Raw genomic sequence first — 23,890 nt, 5'->3', positions numbered from 1 at the left:
GAGCGGTGCGGATCGAACGGTTCGGGAAGGCCGGGCAGGTCAGCCGTGGTGAACGGGGATGCCGGCGACGTAGGTGTGCAGGATGGACAGGTCGGGGGTGGTGACGATCAGGTCGGCGGGCGCGCCCGGCTCGATGCGGCCGCGGTCGCAGCCGAGCAGCCGGGCCGGGTTCGCCGTGGCCAGCCGCACCGCGGTGCCGAGCGTGACCTCGGTGTGCGTGACCGCCCAGGCGAGGCACTCGATCAGCGAGCTGCCCGATCCGGCCAGCAGCTCGGTGCCGGGCAGCGTCACCCGGCCGTCCTCGCGCACCGTGATCCGGCCGCCGACCGGGGTCGTGTAGTCGCCCGGAGCGCAGCCGGCCAGCGCGACGGAGTCGCTGACCAGCAGCGCGCGGTCTGTCCCCTTGGCGCGGAGCATCGCGGTGAACGTGTCGGCGGGCAGGTGGTGCCCGTCCGCGATGAACGTCGCCGCGAGACTGTCCGCGGCCAGCTGCGTCCAGATGTAGTTGGGATGCCGGCGGATCACCGCGTGCGCGCCGTTGCCCAGGTGGGTGGAGAGCCGCGCGCCAGCGCGCACGGCTGCCTCGATCTCGGCGGGCGTCGCCGCGGTATGCCCGATGGACGCGATGACGTCCTGCCGGGCGAGCTCGGCGATGTAGCCGGCGGCGCCCGCCCGCTCGGGGGCCAGCGTGACGATCTTCACCAGCCCGCCGCTCGCCTCCTGCCAGCGCCCGAACTCGGCGAGGTCGGGGTCGCGCAGGTGCGCGGCGTCGTGCGCGCCCCGGGGCCCGTCCTCGGCCGCCAGGTAGGGTCCTTCGACGTGGATGCCGGGGATGGCCTGCCTGACCAGCGGATCGGCCTCGCGCGCCGCCGCGATCACGCCCAGGTTCCTGATGATCTTGTCTTCCGGCGCGGTGATGATCGTGGGGCACACCGTCGTGGTGCCGCGCTTCCACAGCTCGCGCACGAGCTCGGCGACGTGGCCGGTCGAGAGGTCGCCGGCGTTGAAGTCGAACCCGGCGTACCCGTTGACCTGGATGTCCACCAGGCCGGGCAGGATCAGCCCGGCGGGTGCGTCACGGATCTCGGTGACCGCGGCGATCCGCGGCCCGTCCAGCTCGACGCGTACGGGACGCCCGTCCGCGAGCCGGCCCTCGACCGTCATTCCGCCTCCACTCCGAGCTCCGCCGCGAGCCTCCGGGCGGCGGCCATGACCAGGCGGCCGGCCTCCGGAGTGAACGCGGCCCGCGGCCCGTAGGCCCGGTGGGCCTCGCAGATCTCGTACCCGCCCTCGGCGTAGTGCGTCTCCGGATAGGGCAGGTAGCCGGGGACGCCACCGGTGTAACCGGCGACGAGCAGCCCGGGATCGCCGAGCGCGGCCCGCAGCTCCACGGCGAACTCGACGAAGGGCTCGCCGGGCAGGAAGACCAGCGGCACGCCGCCCCAGCGGTGCACGGCGACCTGGACCTCGACCGACGCCGGTCCGGTGTCGGCCAGCTGGGCACGCGCCCAGCCCGTCCAGATCCCGCCGGGCTCGTCCGCCAGCGCGCGCAGCTCGCCCGGCGTGAGCGGGTCGCCGAGCGGCAGCTCGACAGGGGTGGCGGCCACCGAAACCGGGCCGAGGACCGGCTCCGTGGCGGCTTCGAGCGCGGCCTGGCCCACCTGGACGCCGATCCGCTGCGCGGCCTCGAAGGTCCGGCCCGGTTGCGGCTCGGTGGCGCGCAGGCTGTCGAGGGCGGTGTGCCCGGTGTTGAGCTGGCCGCAGCAGCCCTGGAGGAACAGGATCACGCCGCCGATCCCGGACTCCAGGTGCCGCCGCGCGTAGCCGGGCCAGTCCGCGGTGAGCTGGAGGTTGTCGGGGCCGAGCGTCACCGGGTGGCAGGCGTGGGAGAACACCGTGGCGATGGGCTCGCCGTTCTCGCGCTCCAGCCGTACGACGGGGACCGCGGGGTCGACGAGGGTGCCGCCGCGCCGGTTGGTCGCGACGCCGTGCACCGTGCCGCAGCCGCGCCGGAGGACGGCGGGCTCCAGCGCGGCGAGCGCGGCGACGCCGGCGCCGGCGATCCGCGCGCAGGCGTCCTCGACGTATCGCGGGTCGGCGACGCCGCCGATGCCGCCCCTGGTCACCGCGGGGCCCGCGTGCGTGTGGGTGACCGCCACGGCCACCCGCTCCGCCGGGATCCCGGTGCGCTCGTGCACGTCCCGGGCGATCCGCCGGGTGGTGTCCGGGTCGAGCGCGATGAGATCGGCGCAGATCACGACGGACGTGGTCGCGCCGTCGGAGACCGCCACGGCGGTGGCCAGCAGCGGGTCGTGCACCGCCGTGGACGCGGAGACCCGCGCGGCGTAGCCCGCCAGCGAGCCGCCGGCCGGTGGTGTGATGTCGGCGACCGCGGCCCCGGCCAGCAGCCGCACTCCGTCCGCACGCACGGTCATCGGATCTTCCCCGCTCACAGCCACCGGACCCGCCCGCGGAAGCGGTCGAGGAAGAGCCCGTTGCGCTCGTCGCCGTCCGGCGCGTTCCCGCTGCGCCAGATCTCGGGAACGGTGCCGCGCTCGGCCAGCTCGGCGATCGCCGCGGCCATGACGCAGTTGAGCGTGTAGGCGTTGGCGAACGTCGAGATCGCGCCGACCCGCTCGGGGACTCCCTCGATCTCGAGTACGGCGTCGCCGACCGGCACCTTCGTGTCGATGTGCAGGTCGACGAGGTCGTGCAGGTTCTGCTTGGTGGGATGCCTGGCCGGGTGGCCGGGCGCGGTCCGGTCGGCGTGCTCTCGGGAGGAGACGCCGATGACGGTGACGCCACGCTCGCGGGCGGTCAGCGCCGCGTCGATGAGCGCGGCGTTGATGCCGTAGGCGTTGACCAGGATGAGCAGGTCGCCCGCGCCGAGCCGGTTGTCCTCGATGACGACGCGGCCGTAGCCGGGGGTGCGCTCGATGGCCATCGAGCGCAGCGCGCCGCCGGACAGCAGCGTGCCCTCGTCGAGGATCGCGCTGACGTTGACCAGGCCGCCGGCCCGGAAGAACACCTCCTGCGCGGCGAGGTTCGAGTGTCCCCCCGGGCCGTAGACGTAGATCAGCCGGTCCGCGCCGTGCCGGGTGATGTGGTCGGCGATGAGCTCGGCCGCCGCCCCGATGGCGTCGGCCTCCTCGGATCCGATCCTGCCGATCAGGCCCGCGACCTGCTCGGCGTACGTCCGCATGAGCGACGTGTGCCGTCCGTTTTGCACCTGCAGGCTCCTTGTGACCGATGAAAGCGATTGCAGGCATTTAAGACCATGGCCGAATCCCGGTCAAGAGGCGGACCGCGGCCCCGTGGAGTCACGCGGGGCGAAGACGCCGGGCAGCCTGACGTGCTCCGGCTCGCCGCCGGGCGTCTCGATCTGCCTGGTCAGGACCTGGACCGCGGTGGCGCCGAGATCGTCCATCGGCGCGGTCACCGTGGTCAGGCTCGGCGTGACCGTCCTGGCGAGCAGCACGTCGTCGCAGCCCACGACGCTGCGCTCCCCCGGCACGGAGACCCCGCGCCCGGCCAGCTCGGCGAGCACCCCGCACGCGGTGAGGTCGTCGAAGGCGAAGGCGGCGGTCGCGTCGGTCCCGAGCAGCGCGGCGCCGGCCTGCCGGCCGCCCTTGAACGTCGCGCGGAAGGGGCCGAGCTCCACCAGCTCGACCCCCCGGCCCCGCGCCCACCTGCGGATCGCCTGCGAGCGCCGGGCCGCGGCCCACGACGCGCTCGGCCCGGCGAGCAGCGCGAACGAGCGATGGCCGTGCTTGTAGAGGTGCTCGCCGGCGTCGAAGAGCGCGCTGGTGTTGTCGCAGATCACCGAGGAGAGCTCGCGCAGCGGGCGGTTGAGCAGGACGCAGGGCAGCCCTCTGGCGGCCTCGCGCAGCGCCGCGGACGACGAGCGCGGCGAGGCCACGATCACGCCGTCCACCCTGCTGCGGAGCTGGGCGACGTGGCGCACCTCGGCCGCCGCGCTCTCCTCCGCGTCGACCAGCATGACCGAGCTGCCCATCCGCTCGGCCGTGCGCTGGATCGCCCGCACGAGCAGCGGGAAGAACGGGTTGGTGATGTCAGGGACGATCAGCCCGATCATCTCCGCCCGGCCCGTGACCAGGCCGCGCGCGGCCGAGCTCGGCTGGTATCCCAGCTCGCGGGCGGCGGCCATGATCTGTTCCCTGACCGGCGGGCTGACCAGCTCCGGGCGGTTGAAGGCCCGGGACACGGTCGCGGCTGAGACACCGCACCGCCGGGCGATGGAGTAGATCGTCGGCTTGCTCACACCGCGCTCCTCAGCATTGGCTCGACCCGGCTTGACCGAAGTACTCTAGCGAAGCCAGAATCCATGCAATCGCTTTCATTGTCCGCGACGGAAAGGACGGCATGGGTTCCGAGCAGCCCGAGCAGATCGCCCGAAGACATCTCGAAGACGTCATCTTGCCGTTCTGGCTTGAGAACGGCATCGACTCCGAGCATGGCGGGTTCTTCACCTGCTTCGACAACCGCGGCCGGCGCCGGCTGTCCACGAACAAGTTCACCTGGTCGCAGGGGCGTTTCATCTGGCTGCTCGCCCGCGCCGCCCGGCTCGCCGACCGCGGCCTGCTCGCTCTGGACTCCCGCGCCCTCCTGGAGCACGCGGAGCGCGGCGCGTCGTTCCTCCTCGACCACGCCGTCCGGCCCGGCGGGGAGTGCGCCTACGTGCTGGACGAGCGCGGCGGGACGGCGCTCGACCAGGACGGCGGCCCGCTGCCCGCGGAGCGCAGCATCTTCGCCGACGCCTTCGTCGCCATGGGGCTCAGCGAGCTCACGAGGTACACCGGCTCGCCCGGCCACCTGCCCGTGATCGACGCGATCGTCCAGCGGATCGCGGACGACGTGGCGGCCGGCGACCCGCCGACCCCGCCGTACCCGCTGCCGCCCGGCTGCTCGGGCTTCGGCGCCCGCATGATCGTCCTCAACGCCCGGCTCGACCAGGCACGCGCGCACCAGGCGGTGTCCGGGACGAGCCCGTACGCGGGCGAGCTGCGCGCCGCCCGGCGGGCCATGCTCGCGCACCGGGAGGACGGCGGCCTGTTCACCGAGACGTTCGTGCCCGACCCCGGCCTGCGGGACACGGTCCTGGCCCGGCACCGCACCCCCGGCCACGCGCTGGAGGGGATCTGGATGGCGCTGGAGGCGGGCGAGCTGCTCGGCGAGCGCGACGACCGGGGCGACCTGCTCGCCAGCGTGTCCGCGCTGTGCGCGGCCGGGTGGGACGACGAGCACGGCGGCCTGTTCCGCTACGTCGGCGTCTCCGGCCGGGCCTACGGCGGGCCGTACGAGGACCTGGTCCGGCGGACCTGGTCGACCAAGCTGTGGTGGGTCCACTCGGAAGCCGCCTACACCACCCGCCTGGCGGCCGAGCGCTACGGCGACCGGGAGGCGGCCGGCTGGTTCGACCGGATCTGGGACTACACCCTGCGCACGTTCCCCGGCGGGGCGGACGGCGAGGAGTGGATCCAGATCAGGGACCGGGCCGGGGCGCCGCTCGACGAGGTCGTCGCCCTGCCGGTCAAGGACCCGTACCACATCGCCAGGAACCTCATGCAGATGGTCGAGCTCCCCGAGCTCGCAGAAACCGGCGCTCAGGGAGACCAGCCGTGACAGCCACGAACACCGACCCCGTGATCACGCGGGCCGCCGGACGCCTCGATGTCCGGATCTTCAGCGACCGGGCGCAGTCCGGCGCCGCGGCGGCACACGCCGCGGCGGCGGCGTTGCGCTCGGCGCTCGCCACCCGCGGCGAGGCCAGGGTGGTCTTCGCGGCCGCGCCCTCGCAGCGGGAGACGCTGGCCGGACTGCGCGCGGCCGAGGGGATCGACTGGTCCAGGGTCGCCGTCTTCCACATGGACGAGTACATCGGCCTGCCCGCGGACTCGCCCCAGCGCTTCGGCCGCTTCCTGCGCCACGAGCTCTGGGACGCCGTACGGCCGGGCGCGGTGCACGTGATCGAGCCGGGCGACGACCCGGAGGCGGAGTGCGCCCGCTACGCCGAGCTGCTCGGCCGCGGCCCCATCGACCTGGTCTGCCTGGGCATCGGCGACAACGGCCACCTGGCGTTCAACGACCCGCCGGTGGCCGACTTCGCCGACCCGCTCGCGGTCAAGGTCGTCGAGCTCGACGACGCCTGCCGGCGGCAGCAGGTCAGCGACGGGTGCTTCGCCGCGCTCGCGGACGTGCCGGAGCGGGCGATCACGCTGACCGTTCCCGCGCTGCTGGCCGGGCACACGCTGGTCGCCACCGTTCCCGGCGCGAGCAAGCGGGCCGCGCTGGCCGCCGCGCTCGACGGGCCGATCGCCGAGAGCTGCCCCGCCTCCGTCCTGCGCACCCACCCGGACTGCACGCTCTACGCCGACCTGGAGGCCTACCGATGAGAATCACCGACGCCAAGGTCATCGTCACCAGCCCAGGCCGGAACTTCGTCACCCTGAAGATCACGACCTCGGACGGCGTCACCGGCATCGGCGACGCGACGCTCAACGGCAGGGAGCTCGCGGTCGCGTCCTACCTGCGCGACCACGTCTGCCCGCTGCTCATCGGCCGCGACCCCGCGCGCATCGAGGACACCTGGCAGTACCTCTACCGCGGCGCGTACTGGCGGCGCGGCCCGGTCACGATGACGGCGATCGCGGCCGTCGACACCGCGCTGTGGGACATCAAGGGCAAGGTCGCCGGGCTGCCCGTCTACCAGCTGCTCGGCGGGCGCTCACGCGACGGCGTCACGGTGTACGGGCACGCCAACGGCGAGACGATTCCCGAGGTGCTCGACGAGGTCGCGAAATATGTCGATCTCGGCTACCGCGCGGTCCGCGTGCAGTGCGGCGTACCCGGCCTCGACGCGACCTACGGCGTCAGCGGGGACAAGATGTTCTACGAGCCCGCCGACGCGCGGCTGCCGAGCGAGGCCACCTGGTCGACCGAGCGCTACCTGCGGGTCGTGCCCGAGCTGTTCGCCGCCGTCCGCGACCGCTTCGGCTACGACCTGCACGTCCTGCACGACATCCACCACCGGCTCACCCCGATCGAGGCGGCCGGGCTCGGCGCCCGCCTGCAGGAGTACCGGCCGTTCTGGCTGGAGGATCCGGTGCCGGCCGAGCTGCAGGACGGGTTCCGGCTGATCAGGCAGCACACCACGACGCCGATCGCGGTGGGCGAGGTGTTCAACTCGATCTGGGACTGCGAGCAGCTGATCCGCGAGCAGCTCATCGACTACATCCGGGCCACGGTCGTCCACGCGGGCGGGATCACCCACCTGCGGCGGATCTTCGACCTCGCGGCGCTCCACCACGTGCGCACCGGCTCGCACGGCGCCACCGACCTCTCCCCCGTCTGCATGTCGGCCGCGCTCCACCTGGACATCGCCGTGCCCAACTTCGGCATCCAGGAGTACATGCGCCACACCGAGGCCACCGACGAGGTGTTCCCGCACGGCTACCACTTCGCCGACGGCTACCTGCATCCGAGCGAGGAGCCCGGTCTCGGCGTCGAGATCGACGAGCGGCTCGCCGCCCGCTACCCGTACGAGCCCGCGTACCTGCCGGTCAACCGGCTGATGGACGGGAGCATGCACAATTGGTGAGGCTCAGCCGCGCGACCCTGTCCAGGGTCGCGCCCGCCGCGCGCCCGCTCGCCGAGCCGCGCGTCACCGGCGTCGTGCATCTCGGCATCGGTGCCTTCCACCGGGCCCACCAGGCCGTCTACACCGAGCGGGCGATGGCCGCGACCGGCGAGGACCGCTGGGGCATCTGCGGAGCCAGCCAGCGCAGCACCGACGTGGCCGACCGGCTGCGCCCCCAGGACTGCCTGTACGGCGTGCGCGCGGGCGACGAGGTGCGCGTGGTCGGGTCCGTCCGCGAGGTGCTGGTTCCCGGTGACGACCTGGCCGCGCGGCTGGCCGCGCCGCAGACCGCGGTCGTCACGCTGACCATCACCGAGCAGGCCTACCGCCGCGCCCCCGGGCCGGGGGCGACTCCGGGCATGGTGTCGAGCGCTTCCTCCGGCACAGCATCGGGTGTGGCTTCGGGCGCGGCGGCCGGCGCGATCGGGCGGCTGGTGGCCGGGCTGCGCGCCCGTGCCGCCGCGGACGCGGGCCCGCTCACCGTCCTGTCCTGCGACAACCTCCCCGACAACGGCGCGACGCTCGCCGGGCTCGTGGCGGAGCTGTGCGAGCCGCGCCTGCTCGGCTGGGTCGGCGAGAACGTCAGCTTCCCCGCGACCATGGTGGACCGGATCGTGCCCGCGACCACGCCGGCCGACCTGGACGACGTGGCCGCCCGGCTGGGCGTGAGCGACCTGGGCGCGGTCGTCACCGAGCCGTTCGCGCAGTGGGTGATCGAGGATCGCTTCGCCGGGGACCGGCCGGCCTGGGACCGGGCGGGCGCGCTCCTGGTGAAGGACGTCCGGCCGTACGAACGCATGAAGCTGCGCCTGCTCAACGGCAGCCATTCGGCCATCGCCTACCTGTCGGGGGCGGAGCACGTGTCGGAGGCCGTGGGCGATCCCGCGTTCGCCGAGTATCTCCGCCGGCTCATGGACGACGACCTCTCCCCCACCCTGGACGGGCTGGACGGGTTCGACCTCGCGGGATACAAGGAGTCGCTGCTGGCCAGGTTCGCCAACCCCGGCCTGCGGCACCGGGTCGCGCAGATCGCGATGGACGGCTCGCAGAAGCTGCCGCAGCGCCTGCTCGACCCGGCCCGCGACCGGCTGGCCGGCGGGCACGAGCCCCGGTGGATCGCGCTGGCCGTGGCCGGGTGGATGCGGCATGTCACCACGGCGCGCGAGCTGCACGACCCGCTGGCCGACCGGCTGCGCGGCGACGGGACGGCCGGCCCCGCGGCGACGGTGCGGCGCCTGCTGGCGATCGAGGAGATCTTCGGCGCCGATCTCCGGGAGAACCGGGTCTTCACCGGGCTGGTCACCGACTGCCTGGAACGGCTCAACGCCGGGGGCGCCCTCTTGCCATAGCCACCTCCATCAAATTACGGTCGGGACCGTAATGAATCCTTCGTGGAGGTGGACGTGCGCATCATCGCAGCAGCGCTCCTCATCGCCTTATCGCTGGCGAATCCGGCCCAGGCTCAAACATCAGCGGCGCCACCAGCGGGGTGCGGCTTCGCCGGCCTCGGCACGCTCCCGCTGACCGGCGCCACCACGCCGGGGACGGCGCTCGACGCGGCCTACGCCGACGGCCCGCGCGTCTACTCCGTCACGTCGAGCGCCTCGGGCCCCGCCATGCTCGCCGTGCGGAACGCCCGCGACGGCAGCCTGATCGCCGAGCGCCCGCTCCCGCTGGCCCTCGGCTCCTGGGCCGTCACGGTGGCCCCCGACCACTCCGTCTACGTCGGCAGCTACAACGCCACGGCGGGCGCGATGGGCCGCCTGTACCGTTACACGCCCGCCACCGACCAGGTGAGCGAGCTCGGCATCCCCATCGCGACCGAGACGTTCGTCTGGACCGTAGCCGCCAGCCCCGACGGCTCGTCCGTGTACGGGGGCACCTCCCCCACCGGCAAGCTGTTCCGCTACGACACGAGCAGCGGCACGACCACGGACCTGGGCAGTCCCGTCCCCGGCGACCAGTTCGTCAGAGACCTGGCCGTGGACTCCGGCGGCACCGTCTACGCCGCGGTCGGCGCCGCCAGCATGAAGATCGCCGTCCTCGCGCCCGACGGCGCCCGGAAGCAGGTGATCGCGCCGCCGATCGAGGGCAGCGGCTACGCGTACGACGTGGACGTCGCGGGCCGCTACCTGCTCGCCCGCTTCGTCACCTCCACGGGCGCCAACCCGATGGGCGTGTACGACCTGGACCAGGGCGTATGGAAGGACGTGGTCGAGGACGTCGACAACCTGACCGTCGGCGGCGGCAGGCACGGCCATGACCTGTACCTGTTCCAGAACGACGAGCTCGCGAAGTACGACCTCAAGACCGGCAAGATCCAGAAGCTGGGCTTCACCGAGTACGGCGAGGGCGCGGCCCGCCCGCTCGGCTGGCTCGGCCACACCCTCGTCGGCACCAGCTCGACCGGCCGCATCTGGCACTACGACCGCAAGACCGGCAAGGGCCGGCTGCTCGACGCCGCCCTGACCGGCCAGCCCGTCAGCATCCGCTCGCTCGGCACCGGCCCCGACGGCCGCGTCTACGCGGGCGGCTTCTTCACCGGCGGCCTGGCCGCCTACGACCCGGCCACGGGCGAGTCCCAGTACTGGCAGAACGTCGGGCAGAGCGAGGGCATCGTCACCCACAAGGGCAAGCTCTACCTCGGCGTCTACCCGGGCGCGCGGATCTACGAGTTCGACGGCACCGCGCCGAAGCAGCTGCTCAGCCTCGGCGACCAGGAGCAGGACCGGCCCTTCGCCATGGTCTCGGCCGGCGACTGGCTCGCCTTCGGCACCGTGCCGAAGTCGGGCACGGTGGGCGGCGCGCTCGGCCTGCTCGACCCGGCCACCGGCCGCACGGTGATCAGGCGGAACATCATCCCCGGCCACAGCATCATCGGCCTGGCCTACCGCGACGGGGTGGTCTACGGCGCCACCTCGGCCTTCGGCGGCACCAGCACGCCTCAGGGCGACGCCGCCGTGGTCTTCGCGTACGACATCGCCACGGACACGGTCAGGTGGCGGACCGAGCCGGTGGCCGGCGACCTCGCACTCGGCTCGATCACGTTCGACGCGTCCGGGCGGCTCTGGGGCCTGACCCCGGACGCGCTGTTCGAGCTGGACCCAGCCACCGGCCAGACCCTCAGGACCGCCAAGCACCAGACCTACCCCTGGTCAACGGCGACCCAGGTGTGGCTGGACACGAACATCGTCTTCCACCAGGGGCTCCTGTGGGGGAAGGTGCAGGGCAAGGTGTACCGGATCGATCCGGCCACGATGTCCTTCACCCTCCTCGCCCGGCCCATCTCGAACCTCCTGCTGGGCTCCGACGGCCACCTGTACCTGTCGCGGATGGAGAATTTCTCCACCTACCGGATCTGCTAGCGCGCCAGCCTGAACAGGCGCGAGCCCTCCGCGAAGTAGACGTCTCCCGACCTGTGCACCGCGAGCTGGTGCACAGGTCCCTCCCGCACCACGGTGTGCCGGCCGGTCAGCGGATTCAGCTTGAAGACGTACTGGCCGGCGTGGGCGCCGTACAGCATGAGATCGCGGGGGTTGAAGGCGAGCCGGCCGCTGGCGCTCGTGCTGCCCGACAGGGTGACGCGCTTGATCACCTTCTTCGTGGCGGTGCTGACCGCGAACACCTCGCCGCCGGCGATCCCCCACAGCCTGCCCAGCGCGTCGAACGTGAGCTCGGGGATGGCGGGCTTGCCCGGCGCGGGGACGATCTCCCACAGCAGCCGGTTCTCCTTCACCGACCAGGCGAACAGCTTGGCCTCGGGCTGCGTCGGCGGGGTGGCGGCCTGGCCGCTGTAGATGGAGGTGCCGCCGTAGAGGACGCCGTTGCGGTAGGCGAGCGAGACGATGCTCTGGTCCTTGATCACGTTGCGCTCGGCGTGCTTCAGCGTGCCCGTCCTCGCGTCCCACAGGGCCAGCACGCCCCCGAGGTGGCCGAGGTCCGGCATGGTCCCGGTGGCCAGGTAGGGTCCCGCCGAGACGATGGCCCTGGGCCTGATCTGCTTGTCGGCGGCGAAGTCGAACAGCCGTGCCGGGTTGGCCGCGGGGCCGGGCTCGGGGCTCGGGGAGTACTCGGTGCTGTTCCACGGCAGCTCGGGGTCGTAGGCGTAGACCCTGGCCTCGGGATAGGCGCCGATGTAGAGCTTGCCGTCGTGGGTGACCATGTCCTCGCTCTGGGAGAACGTGTGGAACTCCTCGCGCCGGCCCGTCTTCGCGTTCAGCGCGGCGAAGCCGCCGTTGAGGAAGCCGCCGGCGTACATGCGGCCGTCGGGGCCCTCCGTGAGCGCGGTCACGTCGATCGGCTCGCCTCTGACCGCCGTCTGGACGAACGACTTGGCGCCGGTCTGGGGGTTGTAGCGGAACATCAGGCCGCGCCAGAGCAGGCCGACGATGCTCTTGCCGGGATAGTCGGGCAGGCCGAGCTCCGCCCAGCCGATGCCGCGCGTGTTGGCGACGCGACCGGCGAACGGCACGCCGGTCGGCGTGGCGGTCTTGGTCTTGGGGTCGTAGCGGACCAGCTCGCCGCCCTTGACCAGGTAGACCCGCCCTTCCTCGTCCGGGGGCGAGACGTCGAGGCCGTGGGCGGGGTCGATCTTGTCGATCCACTGGCCGGCGGCGATGTCCCAGACGTGCATGGGGCCGGGAGAGGCGCCGCCGTAGCGGACGTAGAGGTAGCCGGCGGCGACGTTCACGTCATAAGCCCATTTGCCGACCGGGTCCAGGCCGTCGGGCGTGGGGAGCTGCTTGATCGCGCCGGTGGCGGCGTCGATCTCGAACACCGCGGCGGGCGCTTCGGTGCCCGCGTAGATCTTGCCGTTCGCGTACGAGAGGCTGCGGACGTACGCGTGCGACGGCGACAGCCTGCCGTAGTCGCGTGTTCCGGTCGCCGGATCGTAGGCGAACAGGCGTCCGCCCGGGTACGTGCCGCCGTAGACGGTCGCGCCCTCGCCCGGCGCCAGCGACCAGATGAAGGTCTCCGACGCGATCGGCCGGCCGAGGTCCTGCACGCCGCCCTGGTCCGTCCAGCGGAACAGGTGGCCCTCGCCGTACGTGCCCGTGTACACGCTGCCGTCGGGCGTCGCGTCGACCGCCCACGAGCCGTCGGCGCCGGGCAGGTCGAATCGGCCCGCCTCGGCGCCGGTGGCGGGATCGACGGCGTTCAGGTGGGCGGGACTGCCGGAGGAGGCGCCCCACAGGACGGTCTTGCCGCCGGGGCCGGGGGCCACCGTGCCACCGATCAGCAGGACGTCCTCCAGGGGCACGCCCAGGTCCTCCGGCGCGCGCGCCGGCTGCGCGCTCGCGGGCGTGGCCAGGGCCAGCAGGGTCGTCACCGCCAGGGCGGCAGCTGACAGACGTTTGATTAAGGTCATGCCCGAAAACTTAAGAATGCGGACTCATGACGTCAATAGACCATTACGGATCAGACCGAATCTGTGGCCACCTCGTGCTCGACGCCCGCGCACCACACCCGCAGGATGTTGCCGGTCGCGGTGATGTCGGCCAGCGGGTCTCCGCCGACGAGGACGAGGTCGGCCCGCTTGCCGGGAGCGATGACGCCCCGGTCGGTCAGCGAGAAGTGGCGTGCGGGCAGGGAGGTGGCCGAGCGCAGCGCCGCCGCGGGGCTGAGGCCGGCCTCCACCAGCAGCCGCAGCTCCTCGTGCAGGCTCAGGCCGTGCGGGACCTGGAACGGGGCGCCGGGCTCGTCGTTGGCGTCGGTCCCGGCCAGGATCGGCACGCCGGCCGCGTGCAGCGCGCGGACGGTCGCCAGGCTGCCCTCGAACCCCTCGGGGTTGCCGGTGAAGCGCGCCACCCCGCGCATCATGACCAGCGTCGGGATGACCGCGCGTCCCTCGTCCCGGATGCGCGCCACGTCGGCGGGATCGGCCGGCGCCCCGATCGGGCAGTGCGTGAGGAGGTCGGCGCCGCAGTCGACGGCCATCGTGTACGCCCCGGCGGAGGCGGCGTGCGCGACGACCTGCCTGCCGCGGGCGTGGGCGGCCTCGACCACGGCCTCGGCGACGTCGGCCGCCAGGCCGCCCTCACCCGGGGCCTCCATGACGATCTTGATGTACTCCGAGCCCTCGGCGACCCGGTCCGCGACCCACCGCCCGGCATCGGCGGCGTCGGTGAGGACGGCCTCCGGGGTCGTCACGATCATGCGCGCGTGGAGGCCGTCGGGGCCGATGGCCGGGATGCCTGCGCTCTGGAGGTCGGCGGTGCCCTTCGCGCCGCGCAGCGAGGCCGGCAGCTCTGGGGGCCAGGCGGCCATGTCCAGGCCGGTGGTCACGCCGTGCCGGGCCAGCGCGTCCAGGCTCTCCCGGCCGTGGACGTGGACGTGCGCGTCGATCAGGCCGGGAAGCAGGACGGCGCCGTGCACATCGATGCGCTCGGCTCCCGTCGCGTCCTGCCCGATGAGCCCGTCCTCGACCACGACGGTGGCCGGTTCGGTCAGTTGCCGCCCGTCGAAGACGCGCGCGCCTACCAGGGCGAAGGTGGTCGGCATGAAGCATCCTTCCGTTAAGAGACAGATTTGTCCTCTATTCGGATGCTATCCGCCGGGTGCCGAGGCCGCGATCGGGCCCGTGCCGGCGTCGGCTATAAACGGAGAGTGGTTACACGTCCCACCGCCCCGGCCGGCGACGCGCCTGCCACGCGCCCCGGGAAGGCCACCCGCAGGCGGGGGACGGCGCTCAACCGGGCGATCTACCGGGCCGCCTTCGAAGAGCTGGCTCGCGACGGGTTCGACGCCCTGGCCTTCGACAAGCTCGCCCCGCGTGCGGAGACCGGCAAGTCGGTCCTCTACCGGCGCTGGTCAACCCCCTCCGAGCTGCTGCTGGCGGCCTTGAACGATCCGGTCGAGGGCTTCGGCGACCCCTGCGCCCCCGACACCGGCACGCTCCGCGGGGATCTCCTGGCCCTGCTGGAGGCGCTCGCGCAGGTCCTCGACGAGCCTCGCGGCCAAGCCCTCATCCCGCTGATGACCGGCCGGGGCCGCCCGCCGGAGCTGGCCGGCGCGATCCGCGAGCTGGTCTTCATCCCGCACAGGGACATCCTGGTCGGCTGCCTGCGCGCCGCCGCCGATCGGGGCGAGGCCGATCCCGCCTCCGTCACGCCGCTGGTCGCGTCGGTCGGCCCGCGCATGGTGCTGGCCGAGTCGATGGACAAGGGACATGTGACCAAAGCCGACGTCGCCGCCATCGTCGACCACGTCCTCCTCCCCCTCGCCGCCCCACGCCGCTGACCTCGCACCACCGGGCCGCGCGCCCGGTCAGCCGCCGGTGGCCCGTTCCAGCCACTCGGACATGAGCCCGCGCTCGGCGTCGGTGAGCGCGGGGAGCTTCGGGACGACGGTACGGAAGGCGACGGCGGCCGCGGTCGTGCCGTCATCCCCAGGCGCGGGCACGGACGGGGGCGCGTCGATCAGGACGGCCCGCATCACCGCGTCGTACATCGCGTCCGCGAGGCCGGGATCCTGGTCCTCGGGCGGGGTGGCGAGCAGGGTGAGCACGACGCCGGTGCCGGCGGCGTGGATGAGCTCGACGGCACGGCGCTCGGTGACGCGGAGCCGTCCGGTCGCCGCGACCCGATGCACCCTGGCTCGCAGGACCTCCAGCCCGGCGGCCGTGGCCGGTGACCGGCCGCCGCGTCCGGGGTCGGTGAGCAGGCCGAACAGCGCCGCGTTGGCGAGACCGAAGCCGATGTGCGTGTCCCAGCCGGCCCGCAGGTCCGCCACCGGGTCGCCGTCGTCGGCAGCGGACGCCTTCCCGGCCACGTAGGCGGCGAGTACGTGCTCGGCGACGGCGTCGAGCAGCCCGTCCTTGTCCCCGAACAACCGGTAGATCGTCGGAGCCTGCACACCGGCCGCCTGGGCGACGGCACGGGTGGTGACGGCGGCGGGCCCCTGCTCGTGCAGGAGCCGCGCCGCCACCTTCACGAGATTCGCCCGCGTCTCGCCCCTGCCGGCGTCGTCGGGTCTGGCGTCCCCCATGTTCCAACGATAACGCCTCGGCGTTATCAATGGTGTTTCCAGTGATATCGTGAAATCCGTTCCACCGATAACAAAGAAGGCGGCAGACCATGATCATCATCACCGGCGCCACCGGGCAGCTCGGCTCCCGGATCGTCCAGCAGCTGCTCCAGCGCGTCCCTGCGGACCGCGTGGGCGTCAGCGTCCGCGACACCGGCCGGGCCGCCGGGCTCGCCGCCCGCGGCGTGCGCGTACGCCGCGGCGACTACACCGACCCCGGCACCCTCGCCGAGGCGTTCGAGGGCGCCACGCAGGTGCTCATCGTCTCGGCCGGCGACACCGGCGCGGACGCGGTCGCCCAGCACACGGCGGCGATCGACGCCGCTCGCGACGCCGGCGCGCGGCGCGTCCTGTACACCAGCCACCAGGCCGCCGGCGCCGATTCGCTCTTCGCACCCATGCCCGACCACGCCGCCACCGAGCGGTATCTGGGCGGGACCGGCACACCGTTCACCGCGCTGCGCAACGGCTTCTACGCCGCCACCGTCCCGCACCTGCTCGGCCAGGCATTCGAGACCGGTGAGCTGCGCGCGCCGGCCGACGGGCCCGTGTCGTGGACCGCGCACGCCGACCTCGCCGAAGCGGCCGCGATCGTCCTCGCCGAGGAGGGCCGGTTCGACGGCGCGACCCCGCCGCTGACCGCGCCGGACGCCCTCGACCTCAAGGACGTCGCCGGCCTGCTGAGCGACCTCACCGGGCGCACCGTCCACCGCGTCGTCATCGACGACGACGAATGGACCGCCCGGCTGGTCGCCCACGGCATGCCGGAGAGCCGGGCCGGCCTGCTGCTCGGCATGTTCCACGCGTCCCGGCGCGGCGAGTTCGCCACCACCGGATCCACCCTGGAGAGCCTGCTCGGGCGGGCCGCCACCCCGGTCCGCTCGGTCCTCCACGAGGCCGTCACCGCTTCGCGCACGCCGGCCTAGGAAGCCGGGACCCGCCTCCCCGTCCGGCGGCAGGCCCGCTTCATCGGTTCGGCCAGGTCATCCCGGACATTCGGGACTTACTATGAGTGATCCTCACGTTGTAGGCTCGCGCGGGTGACAACGGCAGTGGCTCACCCCTTAGGCTCACGGCGCTGGACGGCGCTGATCCTCCTGGGCTTCGTCGGACAGGTCGCCTGGACGATCGAGAACATGTACCTCAACGTGTTCGTCTACGACACGATCACCGACGATCCGGGCGCGATCGCCACCATGGTGGCCCTGAGCGCGCTGGCGGCGACGCTGGCGACCCTGCTGGTCGGGGCGCTGTCGGACCGGCTGGGCCGCCGCCGGGCCTTCGTGTCCGGCGGGTACGTGCTCTGGGGGCTCTGCACGGCCGCGTTCGGGCTGGTCAGCGTGGACGCGCCGGCCGGCGTCGCGCCCGCCGCGAGCGCGGTGCTGGTGGCGGTGACCATCGTGATCGCCCTGGACTGCCTGATGTCGTTCCTGGGCTCCTCGGCCAACGACGCGGCGTTCCAGGCATGGGTGACCGACGTGACCCGCCCGGACAACCGGGGACGGGTCGAGTCGGTGCTGGCGATCATGCCGCTGGTGTCGATGCTGGCCGTCTTCGGCGGTCTGGACGGGCTGACCCGGGCCGGCGACTGGCAGCTGTTCTTCCTGATCGTCGGCGCGGTCACCGTGGCGGCCGGGATCGCCTCCTGGTTCCTGGTACGCGACACGCCCGGCCTGACCCGGCAGGAGGCCGGTTACCTCGGCTCGGTCGTCCACGGGTTACGGCCTTCGGTGATGCGCGCGAACCCGCGCCTGTATCTCGCCCTGTCCGCATGGGCGATCTGGGGCATCTCCACGCAGGTGTTCCTGCCGTACCTGATCATCTACATCCAGCGCTACCTGCGGATCGAGGCGTACGCGCTCGTCCTGGCCGTGGTACTGACCGGCGCCTCCCTGGTCAGCGTGTCAGGCGGGCGGTTCGTCGACCGGATCGGCAAGATCCGTTTCCTGCCTCCCGCCATCGCGGTGTACGCCATCGGGCTGCTGCTCATGTGGGTGGTCCGTGACACCACGGCGGTGATCGTCGCCGGGCTGGTGATGATGTCCGGATTCATGCTCGTGCTGGCCCCCATCGGGGCGCTGGTCCGCGACTACTCGCCGCCGGACCGGGCCGCGCACGTCCAGGGGCTGCGGATGGTGTTCGCGATCCTCGTCCCCATGGTGGTCGGGCCGTACCTGGGGGCTCTGGTGATCGGCGGCGCGGGTGAGCACTACGAGGAGCTGGGCGTGCTCAAGCAGGTGCCCACCCCGGCGATCTTCCTGGCGGCCGCGGCGGTGCTGCTGCTGATCGCGGTGCCCGTACGAGCGCTCAAGAGGAGGGAGGCCGCGTGCTGACCCGCTGGGGCGCGAGCCTCGACCCCGACGCCGTCCTGCCCGAGTACCCCCGGCCGCAGCTCGTCCGCGACAGCTATCTCAACCTCAACGGCCGTTGGGAGTACGCCATCACGGCGGGCGAGGCGCCGGCCGCCTACGATGGCGAGATCGTCGTGCCGTTCTCCCCCGAGTCACCCTTGTCCGGTGTGAACCGGCAGCTCCAGCCCGGCGAGACGCTCTGGTACCGGCGCACGCTCACCCCGCCGCCCGGCTTCCTGACCGGCCGGCCGCTGCTGCATTTCGGCGCGGTCGACCAGAGCTGCCGGGTGCTGCTCAACGGGGTCGAGGTCGGCACCCACACCGGCGGCTACCTGCCCTTCACCTGCGACCTGGGCGAGGCCCTGCGCGACGGCGAGAACGAGCTGGTCGTGGCGGTGCGCGACCCGTCCGACACCGGGTGGCACGCGCGGGGCAAGCAGAAGCTCCGGCGCGGCGGCATCTGGTACACCGCCCAGTCGGGCATCTGGCAGACGGTGTGGCTGGAGTGCGTGCCCGAGCCGTACGTGGCCCGGCTGACGCTGACCCCGCTGCCCGGCGACGCGTGCGTCGAGGTCACGGTGCACTCCTCCGGGGCCGGCGAGGCCGGCGTCGAGATCCGCGCGGACGGTGAGATCGTCGCCACCGCCACGGTCCAGGCCGGCAGCCCGGCCCGCCTGCCCGTCCCCGGCGCGCGGTTGTGGAGCCCGGAAGACCCGTTCCTGTACGACGTGACCGTGCGGCTCGGCGAGGACCGGGTGGACGGGTACTTCGGCATGCGGTCCTTCTCGGTGGGGGCGGACGCGTCCGGCGTCCCCCGGTTGCTGCTGAACGGCGCCCCCTACTTCCACGCCGGCATCCTGGACCAGGGCTACTGGCCCGACGGCCTGTACACGCCGCCGTCGGACGAGGCGATGGTGTACGACATCGCCACGATGAAGCGGCTCGGCTTCACCATGCTGCGCAAGCACATCAAGATCGAGCCCATGCGCTGGTACTACCACTGCGACCGCCTCGGCATGATCGTCTGGCAGGACATCGTCAACGGCGGCGGCCGCCACCACCCGCTGGTCGTGACCGCGCCCGCGCTCGTCCCGCTGCGGCTGCCCGACCGGCTGCACCGGTGGTTCGGACGCGGCGACGCCGAGGGCAGGCGGCACTTCGAGTCGGAGCTGCGCGAGAGCATCGAGCACCTGCGCAACGTGGTGAGCATCGCCGTCTGGGTGCCGTTCAACGAAGGCTGGGGGCAGTTCGACGCGGCGCGGATCGCCGCCGAGGTGGCCGCGTTCGACCCGACCAGGAGCGTCGACCACGCCAGCGGATGGCACGACCAGGGCGCGGGCGACATGAGGAGCCTGCACGTGTACTTCCGCCGCTTCCGTGCCCCGCGCCGCCGCGACGCCCGCGTCCTGGTCCTGTCCGAGTACGGCGGGTACGGCCTGCGCGTCGGCGGCCACACCTTCGGCGACGCCGCCTTCGGCTACCGCCGCTACGACACCGCCGCCGCGCTCGGCGAGGCGTTCGCCCGCCTGCACGCCGAGGAGATCGCCCCGGCCATCGCGGCCGGCCTGAGCGCGACCGTCTACACCCAGCTCTCGGACGTCGAGGACGAGCTGAACGGCCTGCTCACCTACGACCGCCAGGTGCTCAAACTCCCCGAGGAGCGCATCCGCGCGGTGAACGCCCTGCTGCGCCTGAACCCACCGGGTGAGCCGATCGCGTGACGAGGGCCCCGGCGACCTTTTCCGGGTTGCCGGGCAGCGCCCGAACCCGGGGAAATCGTACGGGCTGCAGCTCAGCGCGCTGACGGCCCGGCCGGAGCGGCCAGGGCCGAGCCGGACCGGCGCAACAGGGGCTTTCGGCGCAACTGCCGTATGGCTACGATCGGGCACCGATCGCCTGTGTGGCGATCTTTCGTCATGGGGTTCACCGACCGGCGAGGAGTGTCCTGCACGTGGCTGGATGGGACAGGGGCAGGCGACGACGGACGAGGGCCCTGAACGACGAGAGCGAGCCCGAGGAGACGGTCAGCGACGAGCCGCGGGGACCCGCCGGCGCCCGCCGGCTGCGGTTACGCACCGTGCTGCTCATCGTCGTGATCGTTCCGAGCGTGACGTTCACCCCGCTGCTGGCCTCCGGCATGAACCAGCTGTTCACGCAGTGGCAGGCGGAGAAGGCCCACATGGAGCTGGCCACCACGACGGTGGGCAGACCCGCGGCCGGCCTGTTCTTCGCCCTCGATCAGGAGCGCCGGCTCACCGCGCAGGTGCAGGCCGGACCCGGGGAGGCCGCCCGCGACAAGCTCGCCGGGCAGCGCGCGGCGACCGACAAGGCCGTGAGCGCCTTCCGGCCCCTGACCACCCTGGCCGGCGCCGCCGCGCAGGAGGGGCTCGCCGATGCCGTCTCCAGCACCGTACGCGGCCTCGGCCTCCTCGACCAGCAGCGCCGGGCGGTGGACGCGGGCTGGTCCAGCGCCCAGCAGGCGTTCGACTACTACAGCGGCCTCCTCGAATCGGACCTCGGCGTGCTGACCGCCCTCAGCAACGCCGACGAGGGTCAGCTCAACACCGAGGCGCAGACCTTGGTCGACCTTTTCTGGATCATCGACATGGTCGGCCGCGAGGACGCCGTCCTGGCCCACGGCTGGGAGGACCGGCGCCTGACGAGGACCGAGTACGGCCTCGCCACCGAAGCCATCGGCGCCAGGAATCACCTCATGCACGCCCGGGTGCTGCCCACGCTCAAGGGCGAGGAGACCCGGTACGCGAAGCTGACCGACAGCCAGGCGTGGCGGACCATGACCGAGGTGGAAGGCCGGCTGACCCTCGCCGCGGCCGGCTCCACGGGCGATCAGGTCAGGCTCCGCGACGACGGCGCCGCCTGGCGCTCCTCGGCGGAGACGGTCACCGCGCGGCTGCGCGAGCTGCTCAACCTCCGGTTCGAGCATGTCCGCACGATCGGCTACGGCCACGCCGACATGATCTTCACGGTCTTCCTCAGCATCTCCATCGTGGGCCTGCTCGCTCTGGCCCTGGTGGTCCTCACGAGCTGGCGTCTGACCGCCGTTCTGCGGCGGCGCATCCTGAGCCTGCGCCAGGACGCCCAGGAGCTCCAGGAGCGGCTGCCCGACGTGGTCGCCCGGCTGCAGCGCGGCGAGGAAGTCGACGCGGACGCGGAGGTCCGCATGATCCAGCCCACCGGGGACGAGCTCGGCGAGCTCGGGCAGGCACTCAACCTGGCCCGCCGCAGCGCCGTCCTCACCGCGGTGCGGCAGGCCGAGCAGCACCGCGGCTTCCAGCGCATGCTCCAGCGCATCGCGCGCCGGACCCAGATCCTCATCGGCCTGCAGCTGAAGAAGCTGGACGAGCTGGAGCGCAGGCACGAGAACCCCGAAGTGCTGGAGGGGCTGTTCGACCTCGACCACCTCACCGCCCGCCTGCGCCGCTACGAGGAGAACCTGGTGATCCTCGGCGGCGGGCAGCCGCAGCGCCGCTGGCGCAAGCCGGTGCGGCTGCTGGACGTCCTGCGCGCCGCGCAGAGCGAGGTCCAGGACTACCGCCGGATCTCGATCGACGTCGAGGGCGAGCCCTGGATGGCCGAGCGCGCGGTGGGACCGCTGATCCACGTCCTGGCGGAGCTGATGGAGAACGCCACCACCTTCTCCAAGCCGCTGACCCCTGTCGAGGTGCGGGCCGCACCGGTCAGCCGGGGCGTCGCCGTGGAGATCGAGGACCGCGGCCTGGGCATGGAGCCCGAGGAGTACGCCGCCGTCAACGCCCTGCTGCAGGCGCCGCCGCAGCTGGATGTGATGACCCACGCCGACGACGTGCGCCTCGGCCTGTACGTGGTCGGCCGGCTGTCGGCGAGCCTGGGCCTGCAGGTCGAGCTGCGCTCGTCGGCCTTCGGCGGCACCCGGGTCATCGTGCTCCTGCCGGAGTCGCTGGTCGTGGACCGCCCGCCGGCCGCCGCGCCCGAGCGGGCCGCGCGCTCCGAGGAGGTCCGGCAGGAGGCCGCCGCCGTACGCGCCCGGCCGCCGGCGGATGCCGGCGATCTCCGCCCGGCCGGAGGGGACGGCACGTTGCCGACCCGCGCCAGAGGACGCGCGATGGCCTCCATCACCGCGGACGCGGGATCACCAGGTCGGGCCGCGGACGCGGGGTCGCCGGATCGGGCCGGCGCGCCGGTGCCGTCCGGCCGGCGGCCGCTGCCCCAGCGGGTGCGCCAGGCCAGCCTGGCCGACGAGCTCAAAGTCCCCGCGGACCCGGACGACCGCGGCGACCAGGAGGACTGGACCGCACGCGACCAGCCCAGCCGATCCAGCGCCACGATCGGCGCCTTCCAAAGGCAGTCCCGCAAGCGCCGCACCGGTGAGGACGCCTCACAGACCCGGCCGAACGGATCACCCGAGCCCACTCCCCCCACGACGGAAGATCGATGATGACGCAGCGCACCACCGCCACCAACATAGACCTGGACTGGCTGCTGGACGGCCTGGTCAATCAGGTCGCGGGTACCCGGCACGCCGTCGTGCTGTCCGACGACGGCCTGGTGATCAGCCGGTCGCGGACCATCGAACGCGCGGACGCCGAACGCCTGGCCGCGATCGCCACCGGCCAGCAGAGCCTGGCCCGCGGTGTCGGTCAGCTCTTCAGCGGCGGGCCGGTCCACCAGGTCATCATCGAGATGGCCGATCTGTGGCTGTTCATCACCGCCGCCGGCCGGGGCACGCATCTGGCCGTGCTCGCCTCCCAGGAGGTCGACGCCGAGCTCATGAGCGTGGCGATGCACACCCTGATCCAGCAGGTCGGGCAGAAGCTCGGCACCGACTCACGTACCCCGCGAGCTCGTGACGTCGGAGGCCACGGATGAAACACTGGACGGAGGGCTTCGCCGCCGATGACGGCGACGAGCCCCTTGTCCGTCCTTATACGATCACCGGCGGACGAACCGCTCCGGAGCGGGACGACCTCACGCTGATCACTGTGATGTCCGCGGTGTCCGGGGCCGACCCGGAGCCGGGACGCGGCCAGCGCAGGCTCCAGCCGGAGCACCGGACCATCCTGGTGCTGTGCCGGCGGCCCCTGGCGGTGGCCGAGATCGCCTCCGGGCTGGACCTCCCGGTCTCGGTGGCCAAGATTCTCATCGGCGACCTACTCGAATCGGGCCAGCTGCGGGCCCGGCCGCCGATGGCTTTCGCGCAGGCAAGCGGTCTTCCTGACATAGCGATTCTTGAAGCGGTGAGGGATGGGTTACGTGAACTCTGACCACGGGATCGATGCTCCCCTGGCCGTGAAGATCCTGATCGCCGGTGGGTTCGGCGTCGGGAAGACGACCATGGTCGGCGCGGTCAGCGAGGTCGCCCCGCTGCGCACGGAGGAGTACCTGTCCCATGCCAGCGTCGGCGTTGACGATCTGGACGGCGTGAGCGGCAAGTCCACCACCACCGTCGCGCTGGACTTCGGCCGCATCACCATCGCCAGCCACCTCGTGCTCTACCTGTTCGGCACCCCCGGGCAGGAACGCTTCTGGTTCATGTGGAACGACCTCGTCAACGGGGCGCTGGGCGCGGTCGTCCTGGTCGACACCCGCCGGCTGGAGGTGAGCTTCGCGTCCATCGACTTCTTCGAGAGCCGCGGGATCCCCTTCGTCGTCGGAGTCAACTGCTTCCATGGCGTCCGGGACCGGACCCAGGAGGAGATCCGCAAGGCCCTCGATCTCGATCCGCAGGTGCCGCTGCTGCTCTGCGACGCCCGGGACCGGAGGCAGGGGCGCGATGTGCTGCTGGCTCTCATCGACCATCTGATGGCCGCCCAGACCCGCACCACACCGCACCCCGTGCCCTGATCCACCGCGGTCACCG

Annotated in this window: 20 protein-coding genes; 13 read left to right on the top strand and 7 right to left on the bottom strand. The window is 72.7% G+C overall.

The window, feature by feature from the left end:
• Positions 1-39: 39 nt before the first annotated feature.
• From ETD85_RS11815 to ETD85_RS11800, 4 genes are all read right to left on the bottom strand, one after another.
• On the bottom strand, positions 40-1,164 hold the full coding sequence (locus ETD85_RS11815) for an N-acetylglucosamine-6-phosphate deacetylase (RefSeq protein WP_138689702.1): 1,125 nt from the start codon (positions 1,162-1,164) through the stop codon (positions 40-42).
• Positions 1,161-2,435 carry a neutral/alkaline non-lysosomal ceramidase N-terminal domain-containing protein gene (locus tag ETD85_RS11810; RefSeq protein WP_138689701.1) on the bottom strand — a complete coding sequence of 425 codons (1,275 nt, stop codon included), beginning with the start codon at positions 2,433-2,435 and terminating at the stop codon, positions 1,161-1,163. Before ETD85_RS11810 ends, ETD85_RS11815 begins: the two co-directional genes overlap by 4 nt.
• Positions 2,436-2,449: 14 nt before the next feature.
• Positions 2,450-3,229, bottom strand: a complete 780-nt coding sequence (locus ETD85_RS11805; protein ID WP_206058253.1) for a sugar isomerase domain-containing protein — start codon at positions 3,227-3,229, stop codon at positions 2,450-2,452.
• 63 nt (positions 3,230-3,292) lie between these two features.
• On the bottom strand, positions 3,293-4,282 hold the full coding sequence (locus tag ETD85_RS11800) for a LacI family DNA-binding transcriptional regulator (RefSeq protein ID WP_138689700.1): 990 nt from the start codon (positions 4,280-4,282) through the stop codon (positions 3,293-3,295).
• Between the two features lie 101 nt (positions 4,283-4,383).
• Between ETD85_RS11800 and ETD85_RS11795 the strand changes: the two genes are divergently transcribed.
• The 5 genes from ETD85_RS11795 to ETD85_RS11775 are packed head-to-tail and all read left to right on the top strand — an operon-like array spanning position 4,384 to position 11,022.
• On the top strand, positions 4,384-5,643 hold the full coding sequence (locus ETD85_RS11795) for an AGE family epimerase/isomerase (RefSeq protein ID WP_138689699.1): 1,260 nt from the start codon (positions 4,384-4,386) through the stop codon (positions 5,641-5,643).
• The gene (locus ETD85_RS11790; protein ID WP_138689698.1) at positions 5,640-6,413 is read left to right on the top strand and encodes a 6-phosphogluconolactonase; all 774 of its coding nucleotides are present in this window, start codon (positions 5,640-5,642) and stop codon (positions 6,411-6,413) included. Before ETD85_RS11795 ends, ETD85_RS11790 begins: the two co-directional genes overlap by 4 nt.
• Complete coding sequence (gene manD / locus ETD85_RS11785; protein ID WP_138689697.1) at positions 6,410-7,618, top strand: D-mannonate dehydratase ManD; 1,209 nt, start codon at positions 6,410-6,412, stop codon at positions 7,616-7,618. The genes ETD85_RS11790 and manD overlap by 4 nt, the downstream gene beginning before the upstream one ends.
• Positions 7,615-9,006: a mannitol dehydrogenase family protein gene (locus tag ETD85_RS11780; RefSeq protein WP_206058252.1), complete on the top strand. Its 1,392-nt coding sequence runs from the start codon at positions 7,615-7,617 to the stop codon at positions 9,004-9,006. The genes manD and ETD85_RS11780 overlap by 4 nt, the downstream gene beginning before the upstream one ends.
• Positions 9,007-9,060: 54 nt before the next feature.
• Positions 9,061-11,022: a ligand-binding sensor domain-containing protein gene (locus tag ETD85_RS11775; RefSeq protein ID WP_138689695.1), complete on the top strand. Its 1,962-nt coding sequence runs from the start codon at positions 9,061-9,063 to the stop codon at positions 11,020-11,022.
• Here ETD85_RS11775 and ETD85_RS11770 read toward each other — a convergent pair.
• Both ETD85_RS11770 and ETD85_RS11765 read right to left on the bottom strand, forming a co-directional pair.
• Complete coding sequence (locus ETD85_RS11770) at positions 11,019-13,025, bottom strand: ligand-binding sensor domain-containing protein (protein ID WP_138689694.1); 2,007 nt, start codon at positions 13,023-13,025, stop codon at positions 11,019-11,021. The two genes, ETD85_RS11775 and ETD85_RS11770, sit on opposite strands and share 4 nt — an antisense overlap.
• 50 nt (positions 13,026-13,075) lie before the next feature.
• A complete protein-coding gene (locus tag ETD85_RS11765) occupies positions 13,076-14,158 on the bottom strand; it encodes an amidohydrolase family protein (RefSeq protein WP_138689693.1) in 1,083 nt (360 codons plus the stop codon).
• Positions 14,159-14,263: 105 nt separating this feature from the next.
• Between ETD85_RS11765 and ETD85_RS11760 the strand changes: the two genes are divergently transcribed.
• Positions 14,264-14,896: a TetR/AcrR family transcriptional regulator gene (locus ETD85_RS11760; protein WP_206058251.1), complete on the top strand. Its 633-nt coding sequence runs from the start codon at positions 14,264-14,266 to the stop codon at positions 14,894-14,896.
• 27 nt (positions 14,897-14,923) lie between these two features.
• Here the strand turns inward: ETD85_RS11760 and ETD85_RS11755 are convergent, their stop codons facing one another.
• Entirely contained in the window at positions 14,924-15,643 is a 720-nt protein-coding gene (locus ETD85_RS11755) for a TetR/AcrR family transcriptional regulator (RefSeq protein ID WP_138689691.1), read from the bottom strand.
• An 89-nt stretch (positions 15,644-15,732) separates the two neighbouring features.
• On the opposite strand from ETD85_RS11755, the gene ETD85_RS11750 reads away from it, so the two are divergent.
• From ETD85_RS11750 to ETD85_RS11720, 7 genes are all read left to right on the top strand, one after another.
• Positions 15,733-16,608 carry an NmrA family NAD(P)-binding protein gene (locus tag ETD85_RS11750; protein WP_138689690.1) on the top strand — a complete coding sequence of 292 codons (876 nt, stop codon included), beginning with the start codon at positions 15,733-15,735 and terminating at the stop codon, positions 16,606-16,608.
• A gap of 114 nt (positions 16,609-16,722) precedes the next feature.
• The gene (locus ETD85_RS11745; protein ID WP_138689689.1) at positions 16,723-18,015 is read left to right on the top strand and encodes an MFS transporter; all 1,293 of its coding nucleotides are present in this window, start codon (positions 16,723-16,725) and stop codon (positions 18,013-18,015) included.
• Positions 18,009-19,754, top strand: a complete 1,746-nt coding sequence (locus tag ETD85_RS11740) for a glycoside hydrolase family 2 protein (RefSeq protein ID WP_138689688.1) — start codon at positions 18,009-18,011, stop codon at positions 19,752-19,754. Before ETD85_RS11745 ends, ETD85_RS11740 begins: the two co-directional genes overlap by 7 nt.
• A gap of 230 nt (positions 19,755-19,984) precedes the next feature.
• Positions 19,985-22,468 (top strand): sensor histidine kinase, encoded by a 2,484-nt coding sequence (locus tag ETD85_RS11735; RefSeq protein WP_240779098.1) that lies wholly within the window; start codon positions 19,985-19,987, stop codon positions 22,466-22,468.
• On the top strand, positions 22,468-22,899 hold the full coding sequence (locus ETD85_RS11730; protein ID WP_138689732.1) for a roadblock/LC7 domain-containing protein: 432 nt from the start codon (positions 22,468-22,470) through the stop codon (positions 22,897-22,899). The genes ETD85_RS11735 and ETD85_RS11730 overlap by 1 nt, the downstream gene beginning before the upstream one ends.
• Complete coding sequence (locus tag ETD85_RS11725) at positions 22,896-23,294, top strand: DUF742 domain-containing protein (protein ID WP_138689687.1); 399 nt, start codon at positions 22,896-22,898, stop codon at positions 23,292-23,294. The genes ETD85_RS11730 and ETD85_RS11725 overlap by 4 nt, the downstream gene beginning before the upstream one ends.
• Complete coding sequence (locus tag ETD85_RS11720; protein WP_138689686.1) at positions 23,275-23,874, top strand: GTP-binding protein; 600 nt, start codon at positions 23,275-23,277, stop codon at positions 23,872-23,874. Before ETD85_RS11725 ends, ETD85_RS11720 begins: the two co-directional genes overlap by 20 nt.
• The last annotated feature ends 16 nt before the right edge of the window (positions 23,875-23,890 follow it).

The organism is Nonomuraea zeae (assembly GCF_005889725.1).
In the GTDB taxonomy this organism is placed as follows: Bacteria; Actinomycetota; Actinomycetes; order Streptosporangiales; family Streptosporangiaceae; genus Nonomuraea; species Nonomuraea zeae.
The sequence above is the reverse complement of the archived record's forward strand: the minus strand, read 5'-3'. Positions and strand labels throughout refer to the sequence as shown.

Coding starts and splice junctions, on each gene's coding strand:
- ETD85_RS11815 (WP_138689702.1), bottom strand. CDS start 1,164: ATGACGGTCGAGGGCCGGCTCGCGGACGGGCGTCCCGTACGCGTCGAG.
- ETD85_RS11795 (WP_138689699.1), top strand. CDS start 4,384: ATGGGTTCCGAGCAGCCCGAGCAGATCGCCCGAAGACATCTCGAAGAC.
- ETD85_RS11725 (WP_138689687.1), top strand. CDS start 22,896: ATGAAACACTGGACGGAGGGCTTCGCCGCCGATGACGGCGACGAGCCC.
- ETD85_RS11765 (WP_138689693.1), bottom strand. CDS start 14,158: ATGCCGACCACCTTCGCCCTGGTAGGCGCGCGCGTCTTCGACGGGCGG.
- ETD85_RS11720 (WP_138689686.1), top strand. CDS start 23,275: ATGGGTTACGTGAACTCTGACCACGGGATCGATGCTCCCCTGGCCGTG.
- manD (WP_138689697.1), top strand. CDS start 6,410: ATGAGAATCACCGACGCCAAGGTCATCGTCACCAGCCCAGGCCGGAAC.
- ETD85_RS11810 (WP_138689701.1), bottom strand. CDS start 2,435: ATGACCGTGCGTGCGGACGGAGTGCGGCTGCTGGCCGGGGCCGCGGTC.
- ETD85_RS11755 (WP_138689691.1), bottom strand. CDS start 15,643: ATGGGGGACGCCAGACCCGACGACGCCGGCAGGGGCGAGACGCGGGCG.
- ETD85_RS11750 (WP_138689690.1), top strand. CDS start 15,733: ATGATCATCATCACCGGCGCCACCGGGCAGCTCGGCTCCCGGATCGTC.
- ETD85_RS11770 (WP_138689694.1), bottom strand. CDS start 13,025: ATGACCTTAATCAAACGTCTGTCAGCTGCCGCCCTGGCGGTGACGACC.
- ETD85_RS11730 (WP_138689732.1), top strand. CDS start 22,468: ATGACGCAGCGCACCACCGCCACCAACATAGACCTGGACTGGCTGCTG.